This is a genomic window from Phytohabitans maris (assembly GCF_031085175.1).
GTDB lineage: Bacteria > Actinomycetota > Actinomycetes > Mycobacteriales > Micromonosporaceae > Phytohabitans > Phytohabitans maris.
Window position 1 is genome coordinate 61,715 of sequence record NZ_JAVHUY010000030.1, and the last position, 21,990, is coordinate 83,704.

23 protein-coding genes are annotated in these 21,990 nt (G+C 71.7%); 12 read left to right on the top strand and 11 right to left on the bottom strand.

Annotation, left to right across the window (positions count from 1 at the left end; all coding sequences use genetic code 11):
• The first annotated feature begins 144 nt into the window (after positions 1 to 144).
• Positions 145 to 1,707 carry a phospholipid carrier-dependent glycosyltransferase gene (locus RB614_RS28175; protein ID WP_308715675.1) on the top strand — a complete coding sequence of 521 codons (1,563 nt, stop codon included), beginning with the start codon at positions 145 to 147 and terminating at the stop codon, positions 1,705 to 1,707.
• Here RB614_RS28175 and paaE read toward each other — a convergent pair.
• The 5 genes from paaE to paaA all read right to left on the bottom strand — a co-directional run bounded on the left by paaE (position 1,695) and on the right by paaA (position 5,533).
• Positions 1,695 to 2,798 carry a 1,2-phenylacetyl-CoA epoxidase subunit PaaE gene (gene paaE / locus RB614_RS28180; protein WP_308715676.1) on the bottom strand — a complete coding sequence of 368 codons (1,104 nt, stop codon included), beginning with the start codon at positions 2,796 to 2,798 and terminating at the stop codon, positions 1,695 to 1,697. The genes RB614_RS28175 and paaE overlap by 13 nt on opposite strands.
• 63 nt (positions 2,799 to 2,861) lie before the next feature.
• Complete coding sequence (gene paaD / locus RB614_RS28185; protein ID WP_308715677.1) at positions 2,862 to 3,329, bottom strand: 1,2-phenylacetyl-CoA epoxidase subunit PaaD; 468 nt, start codon at positions 3,327 to 3,329, stop codon at positions 2,862 to 2,864.
• A complete protein-coding gene (locus RB614_RS28190; protein WP_308715678.1) occupies positions 3,323 to 4,240 on the bottom strand; it encodes a 1,2-phenylacetyl-CoA epoxidase subunit PaaC in 918 nt (305 codons plus the stop codon). Before RB614_RS28190 ends, paaD begins: the two co-directional genes overlap by 7 nt.
• Entirely contained in the window at positions 4,237 to 4,524 is a 288-nt protein-coding gene (paaB, locus tag RB614_RS28195) for a 1,2-phenylacetyl-CoA epoxidase subunit PaaB (RefSeq protein ID WP_308715679.1), read from the bottom strand. The genes RB614_RS28190 and paaB overlap by 4 nt, the downstream gene beginning before the upstream one ends.
• Positions 4,517 to 5,533 (bottom strand): 1,2-phenylacetyl-CoA epoxidase subunit PaaA, encoded by a 1,017-nt coding sequence (gene paaA, locus RB614_RS28200; protein WP_428983122.1) that lies wholly within the window; start codon positions 5,531 to 5,533, stop codon positions 4,517 to 4,519. The genes paaB and paaA overlap by 8 nt, the downstream gene beginning before the upstream one ends.
• Positions 5,534 to 5,778: 245 nt before the next feature.
• On the opposite strand from paaA, the gene RB614_RS28205 reads away from it, so the two are divergent.
• Both RB614_RS28205 and RB614_RS28210 read left to right on the top strand, forming a co-directional pair.
• Positions 5,779 to 6,708 (top strand): hypothetical protein, encoded by a 930-nt coding sequence (locus tag RB614_RS28205; protein ID WP_308715680.1) that lies wholly within the window; start codon positions 5,779 to 5,781, stop codon positions 6,706 to 6,708.
• Between the two features lie 4 nt (positions 6,709 to 6,712).
• Positions 6,713 to 7,660, top strand: coding sequence for a serine hydrolase (locus tag RB614_RS28210; RefSeq protein ID WP_308715681.1), 948 nt, complete (start codon positions 6,713 to 6,715; stop codon positions 7,658 to 7,660).
• Here RB614_RS28210 and RB614_RS28215 read toward each other — a convergent pair.
• On the bottom strand, positions 7,650 to 8,489 hold the full coding sequence (locus RB614_RS28215) for a menaquinone biosynthetic enzyme MqnA/MqnD family protein (protein ID WP_308715682.1): 840 nt from the start codon (positions 8,487 to 8,489) through the stop codon (positions 7,650 to 7,652). The genes RB614_RS28210 and RB614_RS28215 overlap by 11 nt on opposite strands.
• 106 nt (positions 8,490 to 8,595) lie before the next feature.
• Here RB614_RS28215 and RB614_RS28220 point away from each other — a divergent pair, with 106 nt between their 5' ends.
• The 5 genes from RB614_RS28220 (at position 8,596) to RB614_RS28240 (ending at position 13,081) form a co-directional block, all read left to right on the top strand.
• Complete coding sequence (locus RB614_RS28220) at positions 8,596 to 8,778, top strand: VOC family protein (RefSeq protein ID WP_308715683.1); 183 nt, start codon at positions 8,596 to 8,598, stop codon at positions 8,776 to 8,778.
• 99 nt (positions 8,779 to 8,877) lie between these two features.
• Complete coding sequence (locus tag RB614_RS28225) at positions 8,878 to 10,881, top strand: HelD family protein (protein WP_308715684.1); 2,004 nt, start codon at positions 8,878 to 8,880, stop codon at positions 10,879 to 10,881.
• Positions 10,882 to 10,908: 27 nt separating this feature from the next.
• On the top strand, positions 10,909 to 11,511 hold the full coding sequence (locus RB614_RS28230) for a hypothetical protein (protein ID WP_308715685.1): 603 nt from the start codon (positions 10,909 to 10,911) through the stop codon (positions 11,509 to 11,511).
• 83 nt (positions 11,512 to 11,594) lie between these two features.
• Entirely contained in the window at positions 11,595 to 12,752 is a 1,158-nt protein-coding gene (locus RB614_RS28235; protein ID WP_308715686.1) for a 4-hydroxybenzoate 3-monooxygenase, read from the top strand.
• A gap of 62 nt (positions 12,753 to 12,814) precedes the next feature.
• The gene (locus tag RB614_RS28240; RefSeq protein ID WP_308715687.1) at positions 12,815 to 13,081 is read left to right on the top strand and encodes a hypothetical protein; all 267 of its coding nucleotides are present in this window, start codon (positions 12,815 to 12,817) and stop codon (positions 13,079 to 13,081) included.
• Here RB614_RS28240 and RB614_RS28245 read toward each other — a convergent pair.
• A complete protein-coding gene (locus RB614_RS28245) occupies positions 13,073 to 13,831 on the bottom strand; it encodes a DUF6082 family protein (RefSeq protein WP_308715688.1) in 759 nt (252 codons plus the stop codon). The two genes, RB614_RS28240 and RB614_RS28245, sit on opposite strands and share 9 nt — an antisense overlap.
• Before the next feature lie 406 nt (positions 13,832 to 14,237).
• On the opposite strand from RB614_RS28245, the gene RB614_RS28250 reads away from it, so the two are divergent.
• Genes RB614_RS28250 through RB614_RS28260 form a run of 3 tightly spaced genes read left to right on the top strand, consistent with a single transcriptional unit; the run spans position 14,238 to position 17,965 of the window.
• Entirely contained in the window at positions 14,238 to 15,683 is a 1,446-nt protein-coding gene (locus tag RB614_RS28250) for an FAD-linked oxidase C-terminal domain-containing protein (protein WP_308715689.1), read from the top strand.
• The gene (locus RB614_RS28255; RefSeq protein ID WP_308715690.1) at positions 15,680 to 16,711 is read left to right on the top strand and encodes an FAD-binding oxidoreductase; all 1,032 of its coding nucleotides are present in this window, start codon (positions 15,680 to 15,682) and stop codon (positions 16,709 to 16,711) included. The genes RB614_RS28250 and RB614_RS28255 overlap by 4 nt, the downstream gene beginning before the upstream one ends.
• A 9-nt stretch (positions 16,712 to 16,720) precedes the next feature.
• Positions 16,721 to 17,965, top strand: coding sequence for a (Fe-S)-binding protein (locus tag RB614_RS28260; protein ID WP_308715691.1), 1,245 nt, complete (start codon positions 16,721 to 16,723; stop codon positions 17,963 to 17,965).
• Here RB614_RS28260 and RB614_RS28265 read toward each other — a convergent pair.
• The gene (locus tag RB614_RS28265; RefSeq protein WP_308715692.1) at positions 17,913 to 18,785 is read right to left on the bottom strand and encodes a helix-turn-helix transcriptional regulator; all 873 of its coding nucleotides are present in this window, start codon (positions 18,783 to 18,785) and stop codon (positions 17,913 to 17,915) included. The two genes, RB614_RS28260 and RB614_RS28265, sit on opposite strands and share 53 nt — an antisense overlap.
• Before the next feature lie 100 nt (positions 18,786 to 18,885).
• Between RB614_RS28265 and RB614_RS28270 the strand changes: the two genes are divergently transcribed.
• Positions 18,886 to 19,641: an SDR family oxidoreductase gene (locus tag RB614_RS28270; RefSeq protein ID WP_308715693.1), complete on the top strand. Its 756-nt coding sequence runs from the start codon at positions 18,886 to 18,888 to the stop codon at positions 19,639 to 19,641.
• A gap of 7 nt (positions 19,642 to 19,648) precedes the next feature.
• On the opposite strand, the gene RB614_RS28275 is transcribed toward RB614_RS28270, so the two are convergent.
• From RB614_RS28275 to RB614_RS28285, 3 genes are read right to left on the bottom strand one after another with little or no spacing between them, the layout of a single operon-like run.
• Positions 19,649 to 19,930 carry a hypothetical protein gene (locus RB614_RS28275; protein ID WP_308715694.1) on the bottom strand — a complete coding sequence of 94 codons (282 nt, stop codon included), beginning with the start codon at positions 19,928 to 19,930 and terminating at the stop codon, positions 19,649 to 19,651.
• Complete coding sequence (locus RB614_RS28280; protein ID WP_308715695.1) at positions 19,927 to 20,454, bottom strand: SigE family RNA polymerase sigma factor; 528 nt, start codon at positions 20,452 to 20,454, stop codon at positions 19,927 to 19,929. Before RB614_RS28280 ends, RB614_RS28275 begins: the two co-directional genes overlap by 4 nt.
• Positions 20,451 to 21,929, bottom strand: coding sequence for a sodium:solute symporter family protein (locus RB614_RS28285; RefSeq protein ID WP_308715696.1), 1,479 nt, complete (start codon positions 21,927 to 21,929; stop codon positions 20,451 to 20,453). The genes RB614_RS28280 and RB614_RS28285 overlap by 4 nt, the downstream gene beginning before the upstream one ends.
• Between the last annotated feature and the right edge of the window lie 61 nt (positions 21,930 to 21,990).

Consider the following 21,990-nt stretch of genomic DNA (forward strand, 5'->3'; position numbering starts at 1 on the left):
GCGCCGCGTTCTGTGAAGGGCGCCGCACGGCTCGCCATTGTCCGGGCTGGGCGGCGGTCCGACATGGGCTTGCCCAAATCGCCTCAAGTACGGGCAAAGGGCTTTTAGTCTTACGGCTGACCGCCACCGGAAGCGAGGCGATCCGTGACCGCCACCCTCAGCCGTGACGTGGAGGCGCAGGCCGCCCCCGCCGACCGGCTCCGCCGAGGGCGACTGGGAAGACTCGCCCGGCTCCTCCGGCGCCACAGCGTGTTCCTCGCGCTGATCCTGCTCGGCGGCGTCCTGCGAGCCCTGTTCATGCTGTCGTACAAGCCGGCGTTCTGGTACTTCGGCGACAGCGGTGTGTACATCACGATGTCGGAGGCCAAGGACCTCTACGCCAGCCCCACCCGAGCCCTCGGCTACGTGGTGGCGCTGAAGTTACTCGAGCCCACCCACACGTTCATGTCGCTGATCTTCCTTCAGCACCTGGCCGGGCTCGTGCTCGCCGCCGCCATGTACGCGTTCCTCCAGCACCGCGGCGCGCCCCGCTGGCTCTCCTGCCTGGCGATCGTGCCGGTGCTCTTCGACTCGCTCTTCCTGACCGTCGAGCACTACCTGCTGCCGGACCAGATCCTCACGTTCTGCATCGGCCTGGCCATCATCGTCGTGCTCTGGGACAAGAAGCCGCGCTGGTGGGCGGCCGGGCTGGCCGGGTTGCTGCTGGCCTGCGCATGGTTCACCAAGCCGACCGCGCTGCCCCTGGTGGTCCTGGTCGGGCTGCTGCTGCTCGTGCGCTGGGCGGGCTGGCGCTCGCTCGTCGCGTACGCGATCACGTTCCTGATCCCGTACCTGCTGGTGATGAACTGGATCGGCGACCGGCAGAGCGTCTACGGCTCGCAGTCCGGCATCGCCCTCTACGGGCGAGCCGCGATGATCGCCGACTGCTCCCGGATCGACCTCACGTTCGAGGAGCAGACCCTCTGCCCGACCCGGCACTTCGACCGGGCCGACGCGTACTTCTGGACGAGTCCACCGAAACGGCGCTACATGGCGTACACGGCGGACGGGGCCAAGCTCTACACCGACTTCTCCATGGCGGTGATCCGCCAGCAGCCCGGCGACTACCTGCGCTCGGTGGGCAAGGAGAGCCTCGCCCACTTCGTGCCCGGCTTCCGGCTCGGGCCCGACAACGACTGCCTGCGGCTGCGCTGGACACCACCGGAGGGGTTCCGCGACACGCTCACCGTGCCCAACCGCTGCTACCCGTCCCAGGCGCGCGGCGACTACCAGAAGTGGGCGGCCGACCCGAAGACCGGTCCCAAGCCGACGGCGGTGACCGAGGGCCTGCACTGGTACGGCAAGTACGTGCGGCTCATCCCGTCGACGCTCTCGATCAGCCTGCTGCTCGTGCTTGCGACGCTCATCTCGGGCCTGCGGTTCTTCCGCTGGCGGCTGCCCGGCCCCAGGGCACCCGGCCGGATCAAGCTCGACGTGGTGGTGCTCCTCGTCGCCGGCACCGGCCTGACGATCCTCACCGTCGCGATCGGCATGTACGAGGCCAGGTACGCGATGCCGGCGCTGCCACTGGCGTCCCTGGGCGCCGCACTCGCCATCTTCGGCCTGACGAGCGGACGCCTGCGGCCCGCACCCCCTGCGGATCCCTCACCCGCCGCGGATGAGGAGGAGGAGCCGGCGGAGAAGGACGCCAGGCCTCAGGCGTCGTAGTCGACGACCAGCCGCTCGGTGTCCGGGCTGGACTGGCAGGTCAGCACGTACCCGGCGGCCAGCTCGTCCGGCTCCAGCGCGTAGTTGCGGGCCATCGTGACCGAGCCCTCGACCACCTTGGCCCGGCAGGTCGAGCAGACCCCGCCCTTGCACGCGAACGGCAGCTCCGGCCGCGCCTTGAGCGCGGCGTCCAGCACCCGCTCGCCGGCGCCCATCGTAAAGCTCGACGCCCGCCCGTCGAGCAGGATCGTCACCTCGGTCCCCCGGCCGTCGGGCTCCGGCCGCCGCGGCGGCTCCGGCACGTCGTCGACATGGAAGAGCTCGGTGTGTACCGCCGAGTCCGGCACCCCTCGCCCGGACAGCACCGCCCGCGCGTCGGTGACCAGCCCGTACGGCCCGCAGAGGAACCACTCGTCGATCCGGTCGCCCGGCACCAGCGTCTCCAGCAGCTCGGCCAGGCGGGCCGCGTCGATCCGGCCGGAGAGCAGCCGAGCCTCCTGCGGCTCCCGGGAGAGCACGTGCACCACCTGCAGCCGGTCCGGGTAGACGTCCTTCAGGTCGGCCAGCTCCTCGGCAAACATGGCGCTGCGCGCGTACCGGTTGCCGTACACGATGGTGAACCGGCTGGCCGGCTCGACGCAGAGTGCCGTCGCGACCAGCGCGAGCACCGGGGTGATGCCCGAGCCCGCGACCACCGCGCCGTAGTGGCCGACCCGGTCCGGCGCGAACGCGGTCGTGAAGTGTCCCAGCGGCGGCATGACCTCGACGGTGTCGCCGCACCGCAGCGACCGCGCCGCGTAGGCGGAGAACGCGCCGCCGGGGATCTCCTTGACCCCGATCCGAAGGCGTCCGCGGGCGGCGAGCTCGGCCGGGGTGGAGCAGATCGAGTACGACCGCCGCACGTCCTCGGCCTCGCCGGCCAGCCGCACGGTCAGGTGCTGCCCGGCCCGGAAGTCGAAGGCCTCGCGCAGCTCGCCCGGCACGCCGAAGGTGACCGCCACCGCGTCGTCGGTCAGCCGGTCGACGGCCTCGACGGGCAGCGGGTGGAAGACCGGCCGGCGCCGCACCGGCCGCTTGATCGTCACCGTCATAGCGCCTTCACCTACTCGCGGGGCTCATGGCGCCGGCGTTCATCGTGCCGCGGCATTTGCTCGTCATAGCGCCTTCACCTGCTCGAACGGCTCTCGGCAGGCCCGGCACCGCCACAGTGCCTTGCACGCCGTGGAGCCGAAGCGGCTCAGCTGCTCGGTGTCTGGCGAGCCGCAGCCCGGGCAGCGCACGGTCAGCGCCAGCGCCACGGGGCCGGCCCGGTGTGGCGGCGCGATGTGCGCGGCGGCCAGCTTGGCCCGGCCGGACTCGCTGATCCAGTCGGTCGTCCAGGCCGGGCCGAAGACGGTACGCACCTCCGCGTCCGGGTGGCCGGCCGCACTCAGCGCGGCCCGGATGTCCGCGCGGATCACGTCCATCGCGGGACACCCGGTGTACGTCGGGGTGATCGTCACCGTCACGTGACCGGTACCCGCGTCGACGCTGACGTCGCGCAGGATCCCCAGCTCCTCGATCGTCACGACCCGCAGCTCGGGGTCGACGACGGCGGCGGCCGCCTCCCGGGGGGTCACCATCGTGCCCCCGGATGCGCGCGGTGCAGCACCTGCATCTCGCCCAGCAGGTACGACAGGTGCTCGGTGTGCACGCCGCTGCGCCCACCGCCGGGCGCCCAGCCGTCCGCCGGCCGGTCGAGCGTCGCCTCGGCCAGCACCGGCTCCACGATCGAGAGCCACTCGTCCCGGCTCACCTCGCCGCTGGTCAGCTCGTGCGTGTACGGCCAGAGCGCGTCGACCGCGTCCTGCATCCGCCGGTGCGACTCCTCGGTGCCGTCACCCAGCCGGATCGTCCACTGTGCACTGTGGTCGAGGTGGTACGCGGACTCCTTGCGCGCTTTCGCCGCGATCGCCGCGAGCCGCTCGCCTTCGCCGCTGCCTGCGGGCCCGGCGTCTCCGCCGCCCGCCGGCCCGGCGGGCCCGGCGCTGTCGGCGAGCCCGGCGTCTTCCGGGTGCGGCGGGCCCGCGCTGCCGGCGTCCGCGCGACTGGCGTCTTCGCGGCCGGCGTCTTCGCGGCGCGGCGGGCCCGCGAGTCGGCCGGCGTCATCGCGGTGCGGCGGGCCCGCGAGTCGGCCGGCGTTTTCGTGGCCGGAAAGGCCCGCGAGCTTGGTGTAGAGCGGGAGTTGGTATGCCGAGAGGAAGAGCAGCTTGGCCATCGTCGTCGCGAAGTCGCCGTTGGGCAGCTCGACCAGCAGGCAGTTGCGAAACTCCCGGTCGTCGCGGAGGAAAGCGAGCGCGTCCTCGTCGCGGCCCCGCCCCTCGACCTCCCCGGCGTAGGTGAGCAGCAGCCGCGCCGCACCGAGCTGGTCGAGGGCGATGTTGGCGAGCGCGATGTCCTCCTCCATCTCGGGGGAGCTGGCGTGCCACTCGGCGAGACGCTGCGCCGCGACGAGCGCGTCGTCGCCGAATCCGAGCAGGCGGTCGACGTTCATAGGTGCTGGGTTCCCTCGGGGACGTCGTAGAAGGTCGGGTGGCGGTACACCTTGTCGGCGGCCGGGTCGAAGAACGCGTCCTTTTCGTCCGGGCTCGACGCGGTGATCTCGGCGGCCGGCACCACCCAGATCGAGACCCCCTCCTGGCGGCGGGTGTAGAGGTCGCGGGCGTTGCGCAGCGCCATCGTCGCGTCCGGGGCGTGCAGGCTGCCGACGTGCCCGTGCGACAGCCCACGCCGCGGCCGGACGAAGACCTCCCAGAGCGGCCAGTCGTTGTCAGGCATCCGCGGCTCGCTTCTTGGCGTACGCCGCGGCCGCCTCGCGGACCCAGGCGCCCTCGTCGTGGGATCGGCGCCGGTGCGCCATCCGTTGCCGGTTGCACGGACCGTCGCCCTTGATGACCCGCATCAGCTCGTCGTAGTCGGGCTGGGTGTAGTCGTACGCCTGGCGCTCCTCGTTCCACCGCAGGTCGGGGTCGGGCAGCGTCAGGCCCAGCACGCCGGCCTGCTGCACGCACATGTCGACGAAGCGCTGGCGCAGCTCGTCGTTGGAGAAACGCTTGATCTTCCAGGCCATCGACTGCGCCGAGTGGGTGGAGTCGGCGTCCGGCGGGCCGAACATGGCCAGCGACGGGTACCACCACCGGTCGACCGCGCCCTGGGCCATCGCCCGCTGCGCCTCGGTGCCGTGCGACAGCGTGTGCAGGATCTCGAAGCCCTGCCGCTGGTGAAACGACTCCTCCTTGCAGATGCGGATCATCGCCCGCGCGTACGGCCCGTACGAGCAGCGGCACAGCGGCACCTGGTTGACGATCGCGGCGCCGTCGACGAGCCAGCCGATCGCGCCCACGTCGGCCCAGGTGAGCGTGGGGTAGTTGAAGATCGAGCTGTACTTTTGCCGGCCGGCCAGCAGCAGCTCGACCAGCTCGTCGCGGCTGACCCCGAGCGTCTCGGCGGCGGCGTAGAGGTAGAGGCCGTGACCCGCCTCGTCCTGCACCTTGGCGAGCAGGATCGCTTTGCGCTTGAGCGTGGGGGCCCGGCTGATCCAGTTGCCCTCCGGCTGCATGCCGATGATCTCGGAGTGCGCGTGCTGGGCGATCTGCCTGATCAGCGTCTTACGGTACGAATCCGGCATCCAGTCGCGCGGCTCGATCTTTTGGTCCGCCTTGATCACGGCGTCGAAGTACGCGGCCTCACCATGAGCCGCCTCGGTGTCACGGGCCGCAGCCTCGCGGAGGGCGGTCTCGGCCGCCTCAACCTCGCCCAGCAGGCCTGGGATGTCGTTGCCGTACACCTCCACAGTGTTACAGCTCTCCGACGGCTTGGCCAGCATGTGTAACAGATCGACGCGCAACGTAGTCGTCTAGTCACTTTGGGTATCCACAATGGAGTGAGTCAGGTCACGGATAATCCGGTAATACCGCCTTCTATATGCCGCTACGGCCGCAAATGGGTTCGAGTACTCATGGCACGGCTAGTTTGGGGCCGTAGACTCCGGGACGCACATCCCCTCGGCACTGATTCCAGGAAAGCCCCCTCATGCGTCCTCGCACGATGGGCCTCGCTATTGCCGCACTCGTCATCGGTGGCGGAGCCCTCTTCGCCGTCCCCGCCGCTACGTCCCGGCTGGGTGACGACCCCACGACGCCGGCCGCCAGCGGCGCCGGTGCGGGTGGCGCCGTGCCGTCCTCATCAGCCACACTGCCGCAGTCCGCATCGCCGTCCGCCTCGCCGGAGGCCTCTGTGCCCACGCTCGCCGCCGGCCCGGTCGAGGTCTCCATCGACGGGTTCGCCGCTTGGGCCCTGCTCGACCGGCAGACCGGAGAGATCGCCGGCTCGGACAACATGACCGAGACGAGCTCCACCGAGTCCATGATCAAGGTCTGGCTCGTCTCCGACTACCTGCGCCGTACCGCCGAGCCCTCGGCCGAGCGGCTGGCTCAGGCGAGCACCGCGATCCGCGACAGCGACGACGACGCGGCCCAGTCGCTGTACCTGGCCGGCGGGGGCGACGAGGTCGTCCAGCGCATGATCTCGATGTGCGGGCTGACCGACACGAGCATCCCCCGGTCCGGCTGGTGGAGCTACACCCAGATGTCCCCGCGCGACGCGGTGCGCCTGGGCGAATGCGTCAAGAACGGCACCGCTGCCGGGCCCAAGTGGACCGCGTGGGTGCTCAAGGAGATGACGCTGGTCCGCGGCACGACCGCGGCCGAAGACCAGCACGAGACATCGGGCGGCGGACGGTGGGGCATCATCGACGGCCTCCCCGACGAGATCGTCCAGCAGGGCGTCGGCATCAAGAACGGCTGGACGTCGATCTGGGACGACGGCAACTGGCACGTCAACTGCCTGGCGGTGGCCGACGACTGGGTGCTCGCGGTGATGCTGCGCTATCCCGCCGAGCACGGGCTCGACTACGGCGCCAACGTCTGTCGCGGCATCACCGAACAGCTCGTCCGGAGGTAGTCGAATGGCGGCAAGGCGGCAGGGCGGCAGATGGATGTGGTGGCTGCTCGGTGGCACCGCGCTGATCGGGCTGGCGCTCGCCGGCGTCGGCCTGCGTACCCTGCCCGGCTCCCCGCTCTCCGCCGAGGCCGCGTCGCGCTGGGAGGGGACCGGCCCCAGCACTGCCTCGACGTCCGGGTCGGCGCCCGCTTCGCCGCTCGCTCCGGCGAAACCGTCACCGAGCCCGTCGCCCACGCCGAAGCCGTCGCCGTCGGTCAAACCGCTGGCCGTACGCCCGGCGAAGGTCACGATCGACGCCACCGGCTGGTGGTCGTGGTCGATGATCGACCGGCGCACCGGCAAGGTCTACGGCTCCTCCAACATGGCCCAGACCAATACGACCGCCTCGCTGATCAAGTCGTGGATCGCCGCGGACTACCTGCGCCGGGCGGCGGCGAGCGGCCAGACCCCGAGCGCGGCCCGCATGCAGCAGCTCACGATCATGATCCGCGACAGCGACAACGAGGCTGCCCAGTCGCTCTGGGAGGAGATCGGCGGCTCCGCCTCGATCGGCCGGCTCGTCAAGACGTGCAAGCTCACCGACAGCAGCGCGTACAAGAACCTGTGGAGCAACACCCGCCTCTCCGCCCGCGACACCGCCCGGCTCGGCGTGTGCATCGCGGACGGCCGCGCCGCCGGCCCGAAGTGGACCAAGTGGCTGCTCAACGAGATGCGCGCGGTACGCGGCGTCGGTGACTTCGGGATCCGCAAGGCGTTCCCGGCGAGCACCCAGAAGAACATCGCGATCAAGAACGGCTGGGTGACCCGCGACGCCCTGGGCGAGTGGCACGTCAACTGCCTGGCGATCGGCGACGGCTGGACGATGGGCGTGATGACCCGGTACCCGGTGAGCCTCGGCTACGAGTACGGCGCCAAGATCTGCGAAAACGTGGCCCGCCAGCTCAAGAGCTGAAGAACGCCGGCCCCTCCGCCGGCAGCGCCGGCACGTCGCCCCGCTCCGCGGCCCGCCGGGCGAACTCGCGCAGGCCACCCACCTGCCGCTCGCCGAGCGAAAAGTCCAGCACCCGGAAGTACGAGGCCAGCGTTGCCGCGTCGAACGGCTCCCACCGCGCCGCGCTGGCCGCCACGTCGTCGAGCTCGGACAGGCAGAGGTCGCGCGAGTGCAGGAACGACTCGTGCACCTCCTTCACCACGCCAGGGTGATCGGCGGCGAAGTCGCGGCGCGCCGCCCACACCGCGAAGACCATCGGCAGGCCGGTCCACTCCCGCCAGGCCTGGCCGAGGTCGGTGACGGAGAGGCCGCGCCGGGGCGCCTCGTAGAGCGCACGCAGCGCGACGTCGCCGATCAGGACGCCGGCGTCCGCCTCGAGCAACATCTGGGTGAGGTCGGGCGGGCAGGTGAAGTACTCGGGCTGGGCGCCGTACCGGTCGGCGAGGAGCATCTGGGCGAGCAGCACGCCGGTGCGCGAGGTCGAGCCGAGCGCCACCTTGGCGCCGTCGAGGTCGGGCAGCGGGCGGGTGGAGACCACGTTGACCGAGAGCACCGGGCCGTCGCTGCCGACCGCGAGGTCCGGCAGGAGCAGCAGGTCGTCGGCGTTGCGCAGGTACTCCACGAGCGAGATCGGCCCGATGTCCAGGTCGCCGCTGATGAGCGCGGCGCTGAGCCGGTCGGGCGAATCCTTGTGCAGGTCGACGTCGATGAGGGCACCGGAGCGCATCAGGCCCCAGTAGATCGGCAGGCAGTTGAGGAACTGGATGTGGCCGACTCGTGGACGCCTCATGATCCCCACCGTATCGGCCACCAGGCGCCAGGAATCAGGCGGATGCCGCAGAAGTGGCCCACGCCGCACCCCCTCGGCGCGCTGGTCCGTCAGTAGCCTCGCCGGTATGGCCATCGACCTGTACGCGGGAATCCCAGTCGACGACTACCCAGCGGCGCTGGCCTGGTACGAGAAGCTGTTTGGCACCCCACCGACGTTCGTCGGTGGGGTGGAAATCCGCGCGCGGCGGTGGGCCGGTAATTCGGTGGCGGGTGGGTGGCGACGGAGCGTAATCTCGATGGCCGCTTGACGGCCGTGGTGAGAATGCACCGCATCGGGCGTCCCCTGCGCGCCGAGGCCGGCTGAGCGCCTCGGGTACGCGAGCAGTCTCGAAGATCACTGCTGAAGGATGACCGTGCCCGCACAGGACCTTGACACCGAACTCACTGCTGAACAAGAACATCTGGCCGCCTCACGGACGGCGCTCCGGCGGATGCGGGAGCGGGCCGAGGTGCTCTTCGCGACCGGTGACCAGGTGGCCGGCGACGCGTACGCGGCGGAGACGCTCGGGCGGACGCTGTCGCGGCGGGTGTCCGAGCTGGCCGACAGCCCGGACACGCCGCTCTTCTTCGGGCGGCTCCGCTTCGCAGAGAGCGACCACCACATCGGGCGGCGGCACGTCGTGGACGCCGCCGGCGAGCCGATGGTGCTGGACTGGCGGGCGCCGATCTCCCGGGCGTTCTACCGGGCCAGCGCCCGCGACCCGCAGGACGTGCGGGTGCGGCGCCGCTTCGGGTACAGCGGTGGCGTCCTCACCAGCTTCGAGGACGAGCATCTCGACCGGGGCGAGGAGCTGGGTACGGCCAGCCGCATCCTGACCGCGGAGATCGAGCGGCCGCGCGTGGGGCCGATGCGCGACATCGTGGCCACGATCCAGCCGGAGCAGGACGAGCTGGTCCGCGCGGACCTCGCCGACTCGATCTGCGTGCAGGGTGCGCCGGGTACCGGCAAGACCGCGGTTGGCCTGCACCGGGCCGCGTACCTGCTCTACCTGCACCGGGAGCGGCTGCGCCGCAACGGGGTACTCATCGTGGGGCCCAACCGCGCCTTCCTCTCGTACATCTCGGCGGTCCTGCCCGCCCTCGGCGAGGTCGAGGTGGCGCAGAGCACGCTGGAGGAGCTGATCGCCCGCGTGCCGGTACGCGCGACCGACCCGCCCGAGGTGGCCGCGCTCAAGCACGACGAGCGGATGGCCGGAGTGCTGCACCGCGCGCTGTGGGGCGGTATCCGCAAGCCGGACGCGCCGATCGTGGTCTCCGACGGCTCGTACCGCTGGCGGATCGCCGAAGAGCCGCTCCGCCGCGTCGTCGACGAGGCGCGCCGGGAGGGACTGCCGTACGAGACGGGGCGCGAGCGGGTACGGGCCCGCGTCGTCGGCCTCCTCCAGCGGCAGAGCGAGGCCCGCCGCGGCGACTCCCCGGGCGACGCGTGGCTGCGTCGGATGGGGCGGGCCAAGCCGGTGACCGAGTTCCTGGACGCGGTGTGGCCGGCCGTAACGCCGGAGGGACTCGTGTACGGCCTGCTCTCCGACGCCGCGATGCTCACCCGGGCGGCCGGTGACGCGCTCACCCCCGGCGAGCAGGTGACTCTACTGTGGACGAAGCCGGCCCGCACCCCCAAGGCGGCCCGGTGGAGCGCGGCGGACGCGGTACTGCTCGACGAGGCGGCCGGGCTGATCGAGCGCCCCACCGGCTTCGGTCACGTGGTGCTCGACGAGGCGCAGGACCTGTCGGCCATGCAGTGCCGCGCGATCGCGCGGCGCAGCGAGCACGGTTCGATCACGCTCCTCGGCGACCTCGCCCAGGGCACCGCGCCGTGGGCCGCCACCGACTGGCGCGAGTCGCTGCGCCACCTGGGCAAGCCGGACGCGCCGGTGGTGCCGCTGACCGTCGGCTTCCGGGTACCCGAGGCGGTTGTCGCCCTCGCCAACCGGCTGCTGCCAGCGCTCGCGGTGGACGTACCAGAGGCTCGGTCTTTGCGGCATGACGGGGAGCTCGTCGTTCGCGCGGCGGATGATCTGGATGCCGCGACGGTGGGTGAGGTGCGGGCGGCGCTCGACCACGAAGGGTCGGTGGCGGTGATCGCGGCGGACGCGGCGGCCGACCGGCTGCGGGCCGCGCTGGCCGCCGCCGGCGTCGCGGCCGCGGGAGTGGACGACCAGGTGGCGCGCGTGACGGTGGTGCCGGCGAGCCTGGCCAAGGGCCTCGAGTACGACCATGTCGTGGTCGTCGAGCCGGCCGAGATCGTGGCCGCGGAGCCGCGTGGGCTGCACCGCCTCTACGTGGTGCTCACCCGGGCCGTCTCCCGCCTCTCGGTGGTCCACGCGGAGCCGCTGCCGGCGGCACTTGTGTAAGGCATGTTGCAGTGTAATTGTGTAATCATGCGCGATAGGACGTGGGCGGGAGCCCGCCATGAGCCGCCGCCGGCAGACGACGCGGCGGCGTGGGTCACGGGTGCGGTGCCGGAGGGGTGGTTCACCGAGCCGCCCGAGATCGCCGTCGACCGGGATGAGATCGTGATCGTCGGGCGGCTGCCCGAGCCCCAGCTCGCCGAGGGTGCGAGCGACGCCGACAAGGCAGCCGCCGAGGCCGGCCGGATCAACCAGCACCGCGAGGACACCCGCGACCAGCGGATCAAGATCGCACAGCAGCTGGAGCGGCGCTACCAGCGCAAAGTCGCCTGGGGCGCCGCGTGCGGCCGCACCCGGCACCTCTTCACCAACCTCTCCGCGCCGGTCATGACCCGGCTCCGCCAGCCCGAGCGGCAGGTGCTCGACACGCTGGTCGAGGCGGGCGTGGCCCGTTCCCGGTCGGACGCGCTGGCCTGGTGCGTGCGGCTCGTCGGCGAGCACACCAACACCTGGCTCGACCAGTTGCGCGACGCGATGGGCGCGGTGGCTGAGCTGCGCAAGCGGGGCCCCGGGGCCGGCGACCGGCGAGCCGAGGAGCGCAGCGACGAGGGCCGGCTCTCGGAGGAGGCCTAGCGCGAGCTAAGCGAGCGCCAGGCGGCAGAGTCCGGAGGTTTCCTGGTCTTCCGCTGCCGGGCCGCTCGCGGCAGCATGCTGGGATGCGTACCCAGGTTGCGATCGTCGGAGCCGGCCCGGCCGGCCTGATGCTGGCCCACCTGCTGCGGCTGCGCGGCGTCGACGCGGTCGTGCTGGAGCGGCGCAGCCGCGACTACGTGGAGCGGCGGGTGCGCGCCGGCGTGCTCGAGCACCCCACCGTCGAGCTGCTGCGGGAGGCCGGCGTCGCCGGCCGGCTCGACCGCGAGGGCATGCCACACCACGGCATATCGCTGCGCTTCGACGGAGCCGACCACCGCGTCGCACTCACCGACCTGACCGGCAAGAGCATCACCGTGTACGGGCAGCAGGAGGTCGTCAAGGACCTCATCGCGACCCGGGTCGGGGCCGGCGAGCCGCTGCTCTTCGAAGTGTCGGAGGTGACCGTCGACCCCGCGACACCGCTGGTCACCTTCACCGACGCCGAGGGCACGCCGCAGCGGCTGGAGTGCGACTTCGTCGCCGGCTGCGACGGCTCGCACGGCGTCTGCGCGGCTGAGGTGCGGGGCACGGTGCAGGCGCACGACTACCCGTTCGCGTGGCTGGGCGTGCTGGCGCAGGCACCCCCGTCGCACAGCGAGCTGATCTACGCGTACCACGAGCGGGGGTTCGCGCTGCACAGCATGCGGACGCCCGAGATCACCCGGCTGTACCTCCAGGTCGCCCCGGACGAACGCATCGAGGACTGGCCGGACACCCGCATCTGGGACGAGCTGGGGCGGCGGCTGGCGGCGGACGGGTTTACGCTGGCGACCGGCCCGATCCTGGAGAAGGGCGTCACGGCCATGCGCAGCCTGGTCACCGAGCCGATGCGCCAGGACCGCCTCTTTCTGGCCGGCGACGCCGCACACATCGTCCCGCCCACGGGCGCCAAGGGCATGAACCTCGCGATCGCCGACGTGTGGGCCCTGTCCGAGGCGCTGGACGCGTACTACCGCGTGGGGCGCACGGATCTGCTGGAGACGTACAGCGACAGATGCCTGCGGCGGGTGTGGCGGGCCGAGCACTTCTCCTGGTGGATGACGAGCATGCTGCACCAGGCCCCGGACGCGGACGACTTCCAGCGCAAGCTGCAACTGGCCCAACTCCGGTACGTGGCAACCTCGGAAGCGGCCGCGACCAGCCTGGCCGAAAACTACGTTGGCCTACCCTTCCAACGGTAGATGAAACCCACCGTCCACCCTGGAGGATCACCTCCGATAAGCGCTGGGTAACCTTTGGCCTTGTGTCTCTTGACCATGGCGGGCTTGTCGGCAGGATCAACCGGCGTCTGGGCTCGACTCCACGCGAGCGGGGCAGTGTCGACAACGGCACCTGTCCGGACATCTTCGAGCTGAGCGATGGACGGTTCGCCGTCATCGGCACGGACGCCACCGCCGAACTCGAGGGGCACCTGCCGGCGGATGCCGGCCGAGCGAGCTACGAGCGCATCGTCATCATCACCAGGGAGACGTTGATGCACGCCAAGCGCGACATACCCGACCTAGCCTGACGGCTTAGTCACAAACGGCACTTCCGAGTCCAAGCGCTCCCAGCGCTTGGACTCTGTTTCGCGCCCAAGATCAGTCGACCGCGATGCGGCGAGGAGATCCTCGTACTCTCCGCATATGCGATCGGCCGCCTCGGCAAAGGCGTACTCGGCCGTTCCTGGGACCAGCGAGGTCCTTGCCCTCGCGGCGGCACGCCAGTATTCGCGCATCAGCGAACTCGTGAAGATGTAGCGCAGGTGGTTCTGCATCTGCTCGTCAGTGTAGTCGCTTATGCGGAGGCCCAACCATACGTGTTGATAGATCAGGTTGGCGTAGAGGTACTGGCGCTCTCTCTCGTGCGACACGCCGGGCGCGAGAGGTGGCCAGACCTCGGCGAGTGACGGATCGTCGATGCTCATCCGGATGAGGTCGACATGGAGCATTCTCAGGCTCGCTTCGGCGCTGCGATGGAGTTCGACCCGAGACTGGTTCAACGACTCGCGTTGCATGGCAAGCTCTGCTCGCTGCAGCGCCAGTTCCCGGGATTGGAGCCAGAGGGTCACGATCAGGGCCGCGAGTGCCAGCCCGGAGACCACGGCGTTGACGACGCCGAAGCTGTCGCCGACGTTGGCCCGCTCTGCCCAGGCACCTGGCGTATCCAGGCTCTGCAGCGAGGACACCGCACCGAGCCCGACCAGCAGGATCACCAGTACGACCAGGACCGACACAGATATCCACTTCCCGGTTCGGATGGCCACCTCGACGTTGTTCACCCGGTGACCATTGCGCGCGCTCATAGTCTGTCCGTCGGTAGCGAGAGCCTTGCATCAGAAAACGGGACTACCCCAGGCCAGCTTTGCAATTGCATCAAGAAACGCAATTCCCGACTGACCATCCGCAAGGCACCCGATGGAGCTGTCACATCGGCACCGATACCGTGGTATCGGAAGCCGCCCTCCCGCCGCATGCATCCATAGTGTGCTAACGTCCGCAAGATTGGCCAGTATTCAGCGGCGCCCGATTCATGAAAGCCGCCTTCACGACATTCGCCCAGCACGGTCTTCAATGCGAAATGAGAGGCGTCCAATTGCCATATGGCGATTGGGCAGGTATCTGATGATCTCGGTAATGGCCAGCCGACGGGTTGGCTGCTAGCGTCGGGCGGGAGGAGGCGCGCCCATGTCTCTCACCGACCTGCGCGACCAGCTCGCCGCCCGCCTCGGCCGCGACGGGATCGTCACCGACCCGGCGCACCTGCGGACGTACGAGTGTGACGCGCTCACCGGCTACCGGGTGGTGCCGGCCCTCGTCGCCCTGCCGCGAAATGCCGCCGAGGTCGCGGCCGCCGTCGCCGCCTGTGCCAGGTTCAAGGTGCCCTTCGTCGCTCGCGGCGCCGGCACCGGCCTCTCCGGTGGCGCGCTGCCGGTGGCCGACGGGGTGGTCATCTCGCTGCAGCGGCTCCGGCGGGTCCTGGAGGTCGACCCGGTCGATCGGCGGGCGACCGTGGAGCCGGGCGTGACCAACCTCGACATCAGCCGGGCCGCCGCGAAGTACGGGCTCTACTACTCGCCCGACCCGTCCAGCCAGCAGGTCTGCACGATCGGTGGCAACGTCGCGGAAAACTCCGGCGGTGCGCACTGCCTGAAGTACGGGTTCACGGTCAACCACATCCTCGCGGTCGACGTGGTCCTCCCGGATGGCACCACCACGCGGCTGGGCGCAGACGCGCCGCACCAGGCGGGGTTCGACCTGCTCGGCGCGTTCGTGGGCACGGAGGGCACGCTCGGCATCGTGACCGGGGTGGTGGTGCGGCTGCTGCACACGCCGGCCACGGTGCGGACCCTGGTGGCCAACTTCGACTCGACCAAGGACGCGGGCGACGCGGTGACGGCCGTGATCGCGGCGGGCATCGTGCCGGCGGCGATCGAGATGATGGACAACCTCGCCATCCAGGCGGTCAACGCCACCGTCGACGCGGGCTTCGACCCGGACACCGCGGCCGCGCTGATCGTGGAGCTGGACGGGCCGGCTGACGAGGTGGAGGCGCGGTTTGCCGACCTCACCCGGCTCTGTGCCAAGGCGACCGAAGTGACGATCGCCCGGGACGCCGAGCACCGGGCGAAGATCTGGCAGGGACGGAAGGCGGCGTTCGCGGCGGTGGGGCGGCTCAGCCCCAACTACTTCGTGCAGGACGGCGTCGTCCCGCGCACCCGGCTGGGCGAGGCGCTCACCCGGATCGCGGAGATGGGTGAGCAGGCGGGCATCCGGGTGGCAAACGTCTTCCACGCCGGCGACGGCAACCTGCACCCGCTCGTGCTGTACAGCGAGGAGCGCGGCGAGCACGAGCGGGCCGAGGCGCTCTCCACCGCGATCGCGGAGCTCTGCGTGGAGCTGGGCGGTTCGCTCTCCGGCGAGCACGGCATCGGCACCGACAAGGCCTGCTCGATGCCGCGGATGTTCTCCGAAGACGACCTGGCGACGATGCGGCGGCTGCGGGCGGCGTTCGACCCGGAGGGGTTGTGCAACCCGGGCAAGGTCTTCCCCACCCCGCGGCTCTGCGGCGAGCGGCCCGGGCCGTACCGCCCGCACCCGCTGGAGGCGGCCGGCGTCATCGAGCGGCTATGAGGCCGGCGTCGCTGGCCGAGCTGCGGGACGCGGTACGGGACACGCGCGGCACGCTGCTGGTCAAGGGCGCGGGCACGGCGCAGGGGTGGGCCGGCGCGCCGGACCCGACCGACCACGTGCTGGAGACGGCCGGGCTGACCGGGCTGATCACGTACAACCCGGCGGACATGACCGTCGCCGTGCGGGCCGGTACGCCACTGGCCCTCGTCCAGCAGGAGCTGGCAGCGGCCGGCCAGCGGGTCTCCCTGGACCCGGCCCGCGCGGGCGCCACCGTCGGCGGGCTGGTCGCCACCGCCGACTCCGGGCCGCTGCGCCACGCGTACGGCGGGCCGCGCGACCTGCTCATCGGCGTCACCGTGGTGCTGGCGGACGGCACGGTCGCCCGCTCCGGCGGCCACGTCATCAAGAATGTCGCCGGCTACGACCTGGGCAAGCTGCTCTGCGGCTCGTTCGGCACGCTCGGTGTGCTCGCCGAGGTCGTGCTCCGCGTACACCCGCTGCCACCCGCCTCCCGCACGGTCTCGATCCCGTGCGACGCCGCCGAGGCCGTCAAGCACACCGGGCGGGTGCTGGAGGCGCGGCTCGAGCCGGCCGCGCTGGAGTGGTGCGACGGCGAGTTGCTCGCCCGGTACGAGGGTGTGGAGTCCAGTGTGGAGCTTCGCGCCGCCGCGACACCCGGCGGTACCAGACTCTCCACCGCTGACGCCGAGGCCGCCTGGCGGAGGGTGGCCGCGGTCGGCGATGGCGACCTGGTCGTGCGCTGCGGCACGCGGCCGAGCCAGCTCCCCGCCGTCGCCGCACACGCCACCTCGCTCACCAGCAGCACGGCGGTGGGCGTGCACACGCTGAGGGTGGCCGACGTGGAGCGGCTCCGCGCGGAGTTCACGCAGGTGACGGTGCTGGGCAACAAGCCGGGCGTACCGGCGTGGGGCGAGCCGCACGCGGCCGTGCCGCTGATGCGGGCGGTCAAGCAGCGGTTCGATCCGGAGGGAAGGCTGGGCCCGGGGCGCTACCGGCCCTGGTTCTAGGAGGTGAGAGTGGCTTTCGACCTGGACCGGGCGCTGCTCGACGAGTGTGTCCACTGTGGCTTCTGCCTGCCCACCTGCCCCACGTACGCGGTCACCGGCGACGAGGCCGAGTCGCCCCGCGGCCGCATCTACCTCATGGACCTCGCGACCCGGGGCGAGGCGCCGGTCGCCGGGCCGGTCACCCAGCACCTCGACTCCTGCCTCGGCTGCCTCGCCTGCGTGCCGGCCTGTCCGTCCGGCGTGAAGTACAACCAGCTCATCGAGTCGGCCCGCCCGCAGCTCGACCGCGAGGTGCCCCGCGACCGGTTCTTCCGCTCGATGATCTTCACGCTCTTCCCGTACCCCCGAAGGCTTCGCGTCGCCGCGCTCGCCGGGGTGCTCTACCAGCGGCTGGGTCTGCGCTGGCTGACCCGGCGCTCAGGGCTGCTCGGCCGCCTGCCGGCGCGGGCACGCGCGCTGGAAGGGCTGCTGCCGCCGGTGCGGGCGAAGGACCTGTTCGCCCGTACCAAAGGGACCGGGACCGGACAGACCCGCGGCGTGGCGCTGCTCACGGGCTGTGCCCAGCGGGTTTTCTTCAAGCCGGTGAACGACGCGACCGTGCGCGTCCTCGCGGCCGAGGGGTGCCGGGTCGACCTGCCGAAAGGGCAGGGCTGCTGCGGCGCGCTGAGCCTGCACACCGGGCGGGACGAGGAGGCGCGGGCGTTCGCGCGGCGCACGGTCGACGCGTTCGAGGGGTACGAGACGGTCGTGGTCAACGTGGCCGGCTGCGGCTCGGTCCTCAAGGAGTACGGCGAGCTGCTGCGCGACGACCCCGGGTACGCCGAGCGGGCCGCCGCCTTCGCCGCCCGGGTGCGCGACGTGAGCGAGGTGCTCGCCGAGCTGGAGCCGGTGGCGCGGCGGCAGCCGTTGCCGCTGCGCGTGGCGTACCACGACGCCTGCCACCTCGCGAACGCCCAGCGGATCACCCGCCAGCCCCGCGACGCGCTCCGCACGATCCCCGGTCTGGAGCTGGTCGAGGTGCCCGAGGAGAAGATCTGCTGCGGGTCGGCCGGGGTCTACAACCTGCTCCAGCCCGCCATGGCCGAGCGGCTCGGCCGGCGCAAGGCGGAAAACCTGGCCTCCGCGCGCCCCGATGTGATCGCGACCGGCAACGCCGGATGCCTGCTCCAGATCCGCCGGTACGCCGAGGGCGGGCCGCTGATCATGCACCCGGTCGAGCTGCTGGACTGGTCGATCCACGGGACGGCGCACTGACCGCCGCGGTGGCGCTACCCAGCAGCGCGAGCGCCTCGGCGGAAGGGCTGCCCGGCTCGGCGTGGTAGACGATCAGCATCTGCCCGCCGGCCCCGTTGACGGTGAACGTCTCGTACGACAGCGTCAGCTCCCCCACCAGCGGATGCCGGAAGCGCTTGCTGCCGGCGGTCTTGGCGCGTACGTCGTGGCGGGCCCACAGCCGCCGGAAGTCCTCGCTCTTCAACGACAGCTCGCCGACCAGCTCGGTCAGGCGCGGGTCTTCGAGGTCGGTGCCGGCGGTGGCGCGCAGGCTCGCCACGGTCTCCGCCGCCACCGTGGCCCAGTCCGGGTAGATGCGGCGCGCCTCGGGGTCCAGAAACATCAGCCGGGCCTGGTTGTTGCCCCGCACCGAGCAGTGGTTGAGGGCGGCGGCGAGCTGGTTGTTGGCCAGTACGTCGAGGTAGCGGCCGAGCACCAGGGCCGGGGTACCGTGCCAGGCGCCGAGCAGGCGCTCCAGGTGCGGGCTGACCCGCTCCGGCTGGCTGACCCGGCGCCGCCGCCGCGTGGTCGGGCGGGCCAGCTCGCGCAGGTGCGCCGCGCCCTCCTCGTCGAGCGTGAAGACCCGGGCGAGCGCCTCGATCACCTGCTCCGACGGGTGCTTGTCACGCCCCTGCTCGAGCCGGATGTAGTAGTCGGCGCTCATGCCGGCGAGCAGCGCGACCTCCTCCCGCCGCAGGCCCGGCACCCGCCGCCGCCCGGGCTCGGGCAGCCCGAAGTCTTCCGGGCGGGTCAGCTCGCGCCGCGCCCGCAGGAACTCACCGAGCCGGTTGTCGCCGTCCATACCCCCAGGCTAGGCGGGTCGCGACGGCCCTGCCTGGCCCCGCCACTACCAGGAAATCCCCATCCTGGATACCGGCCGTCGCGGCCGCGACGGTGGAGCCATGACTGACAACAACACCCTCTCCGGCCGCGTCGCGGTCGTCAGCGGAGCCTCCAGCGGCATCGGCGCCGCCACCGCCCGCCGCCTGGCCGCGGCCGGCGCGTCGGTCGCCCTCCTCGGGCGGCGCGAGGACCGCCTCAAGGGGCTGGCCACCGAGATCGGCACGGCCGCCGTGCCGGTCGCCGTCGACATCTCCGACCAGCAGGCCGTGTACGCGGCCGCGGCAACCGTCCGCTCGGCGCTCGGCCCGGTCGACCTGGTGGTGGCGAACGCGGGCGTGATGCTCGCCGCGCCCTTCGAGTCGGCGCAGACCGTCGAGTGGGACCAGATGATCGGCACGAACCTCAACGGCCTGCTCTACACCGGCCGCGCGTTCGTCGACGACCTGCTCGCCGCCGCGGCCGGCGGGAAGCCGGCCGACCTGGTGCTGGTCGGCTCGATCGGCGGCCACCAGGTGTTTCCGAACTACTCCGTCTACACCGCCACGAAGGCCGCGGTCGCGCACCTGACCCGGGGCCTGCGGGCGGAGCTCGGCCCGCGTGGCGTACGGGTCAAGAACGTCCAGCCGGGCTTCGTCGGCACCGAGCTCGGCGAGGGCATGGTCGACGCCAACCAGCGCGAGCTGCTCGCCGGGATGCTGCGGGCGACACCGCCGCTGCCGCCGGAGGACCTCGCGGACGCGATCGTGTACGTCACCGCCGCCCCGCCGCGGATGAACGTGGCCGAGCTGATCGTGGTGCCCACCGTGCAGCCCTGACCAGCGGTTACGGGGGTATGACGCCGGTCGCCGGCTCGGGCTGGTGGATGCGGGAACGGTCGTCGAAGATGATCGGGTCGTGGTCGCGGGTCTGGTTGAGCGCCCAGAGGCCGATCAGGTCAGCGAGCGCGAAGACGATCGCGATCAGCACCGCCAGCACGAGCCGGCGCCGCCGCTCCCGCCGCCGCCACTCGGCACGGGCCTTCCGGTACACGGGCGGGTCGGCCTCGATCCCCGCGGCGAGCGCGCCGAGCGTCTCCCGCAGCTTCTCTTCCGTGCTCCGACTCATCGGCGTTCCTCCAGCACCCGCGTGAGGGCGGCCATCCCGCGCGAGGTGTGCGACTTGACCGCGCCGGCCGAGATGCCCATCGCCGCGGCGATCTCCGCCTCGCGCAGGCCCAACCAGTGTCGCAGGACGAGCGCCTCCCGCTGCCGGGCGGGCAGTTCCTTGAGCGCCGCCACCAGCGCCCGCTGGTCGTCGTGGAGCAGCGCCTCCGCCTCGGCCGAGCTACCCGACGGCGCCGCCGCCTCCGGGGTGGTGTGCTTGCGGACGACCTGCAGGTGGCGCAGCCGCATCCGGGTGAGGTTGCAGACCACGGACCGCAGGTACGGCACCGCCGCGTCCGCGCCGCGCAGCTTCTTCCAGCGCCGGTAGAGCTGGTAGAACGCCTCCGCCACGATGTCCTCCGCGTCGTCGGCGCCGAGGAGCACGGCGAGGCGGACCATTCCGGCGTACTCCGTCTGGAAGAGCGTGGCCAGCGCCTCGTCGGCTTCGGCGGCGGCCTGCTGGGCGCGGATCAACGGTGAGGTCATGCGGCCCGCACCGCCTCCCGCTCGCCGGCTCGGGTGCAGAAGGGCGTGAGCGCCGCCGCGACGGCCAGGTTGAGCGCGAAGGCGACCACCGCCGCGTACACCGGGACCGGGGTGTCGCCGAACCCCACCGAGACGACCGACGAGAAGCCGCCCCAGACCACGAGCAGCGTGCCGGCGACCATGCCCACCGCCCAGCCGGCGAGCAGCGCCCACTTGTGCAGCCAGGTCGTGAAGAGGCCGATCGCCACCGCCGGGAACGTCTGCAGGATCCACACCCCGCCGAGCAGCTGGAGGTTGATCGCGTCCTGGTTGCGCAGCCCGAGCACGAACGCCACCGCGCCCACCTTCGCGGTCAGCGAGACGGCCTGGGCGATCCGGGTCTGGTGCTTGGGCGTGGCGGTCGGGTGGAAGTACTCGACGTAGATGTTGCGGACGAAGGCGGTGGCCGCCGCGATCGACATCACCGCCGCGGGCACCAGCGCGCCCACCACGAACGCGCCGAACAGCACGCCGGTCAGCGCGGCCGGCATGAGCTGCTCGACCAGCAGCGGCACCGCCGACTCGGCGTTGCCCGGTGGCGCCTCCACGCCGGCGGCGAGCGCGGCGATCCCGAGTACGCCGAAGAGGCCGAGCACCGCCGTCCACGCCGGCAGGGCCACGGTGACCTTGCGCAACGTGTCCGGCCCTTTCGCCGCGAAGGCCGCGGTCAGCACGTGCGGGTACATGAGCAGGGCCATCGCCGAGCCGAGCGCGAGCGTGGCGAACGCCGGGAAGAGTTCGGGCTCCAGCGCGAGTGCGGTGTGCCGGGTCGCCGCCGTCTCGAACATCCGCCCCGGCCCGCCCAACTCGTCGAGCACCACCGCGACGACCGCCAGCGTCGCCCCGAAGATCGCCGCGCCCTTGACGATCGAGATCACCGCCGGCGCGCGCAGCCCGTGCCGGTACGTGGCCAGCGCCAGCACGCCGAAGACCGCGATGAGCGCCAGGTCGCCGGCGAACCCGCGGGGGTACAGGCCGCCGGCGGTGAGCACGGCCCGGATGCCGAGGAGCTGGAGCGCGATGTACGGCATCGTGGCGAGGATCCCGGTCAGCGCGACCGCGAGCGCGAGCGGCGGCGAATCGTACCGCCCCTTCACGTAGTCGGCGACGGTGATGTAGCCGTTGTCGCGGGCCGCCGTCCACAGGCGCGGGAGCAGCACGAACGCGAGCGGGTAGACGATCACCGTGTACGGCAGCGCGAAGAAGCCGAGCGCGCCCGCGCCGTACACGAGGCCGGGCACCGCCGCGAACGTGTACGCCGTGTAGATCGTGCCGCCGAGCAGGAGCCAGGTCGTGGGCGCGCCGAAGCGCCGGCCGGCCAGCGCCCAACCCTCCAGTGTGGGCAGCGAGTCGTCCCGCCGGAACCAGCGCGCACCCACCGCGACCAGCGAGGTCCCGCCGACGACGGCGAGGAACGCGGCCACGGTGGCGAGCACGACATCTCCCTGAAACATCGGGTAAACCGAATGCGCTGGTTGGGCAACTCTGCCATGTGAC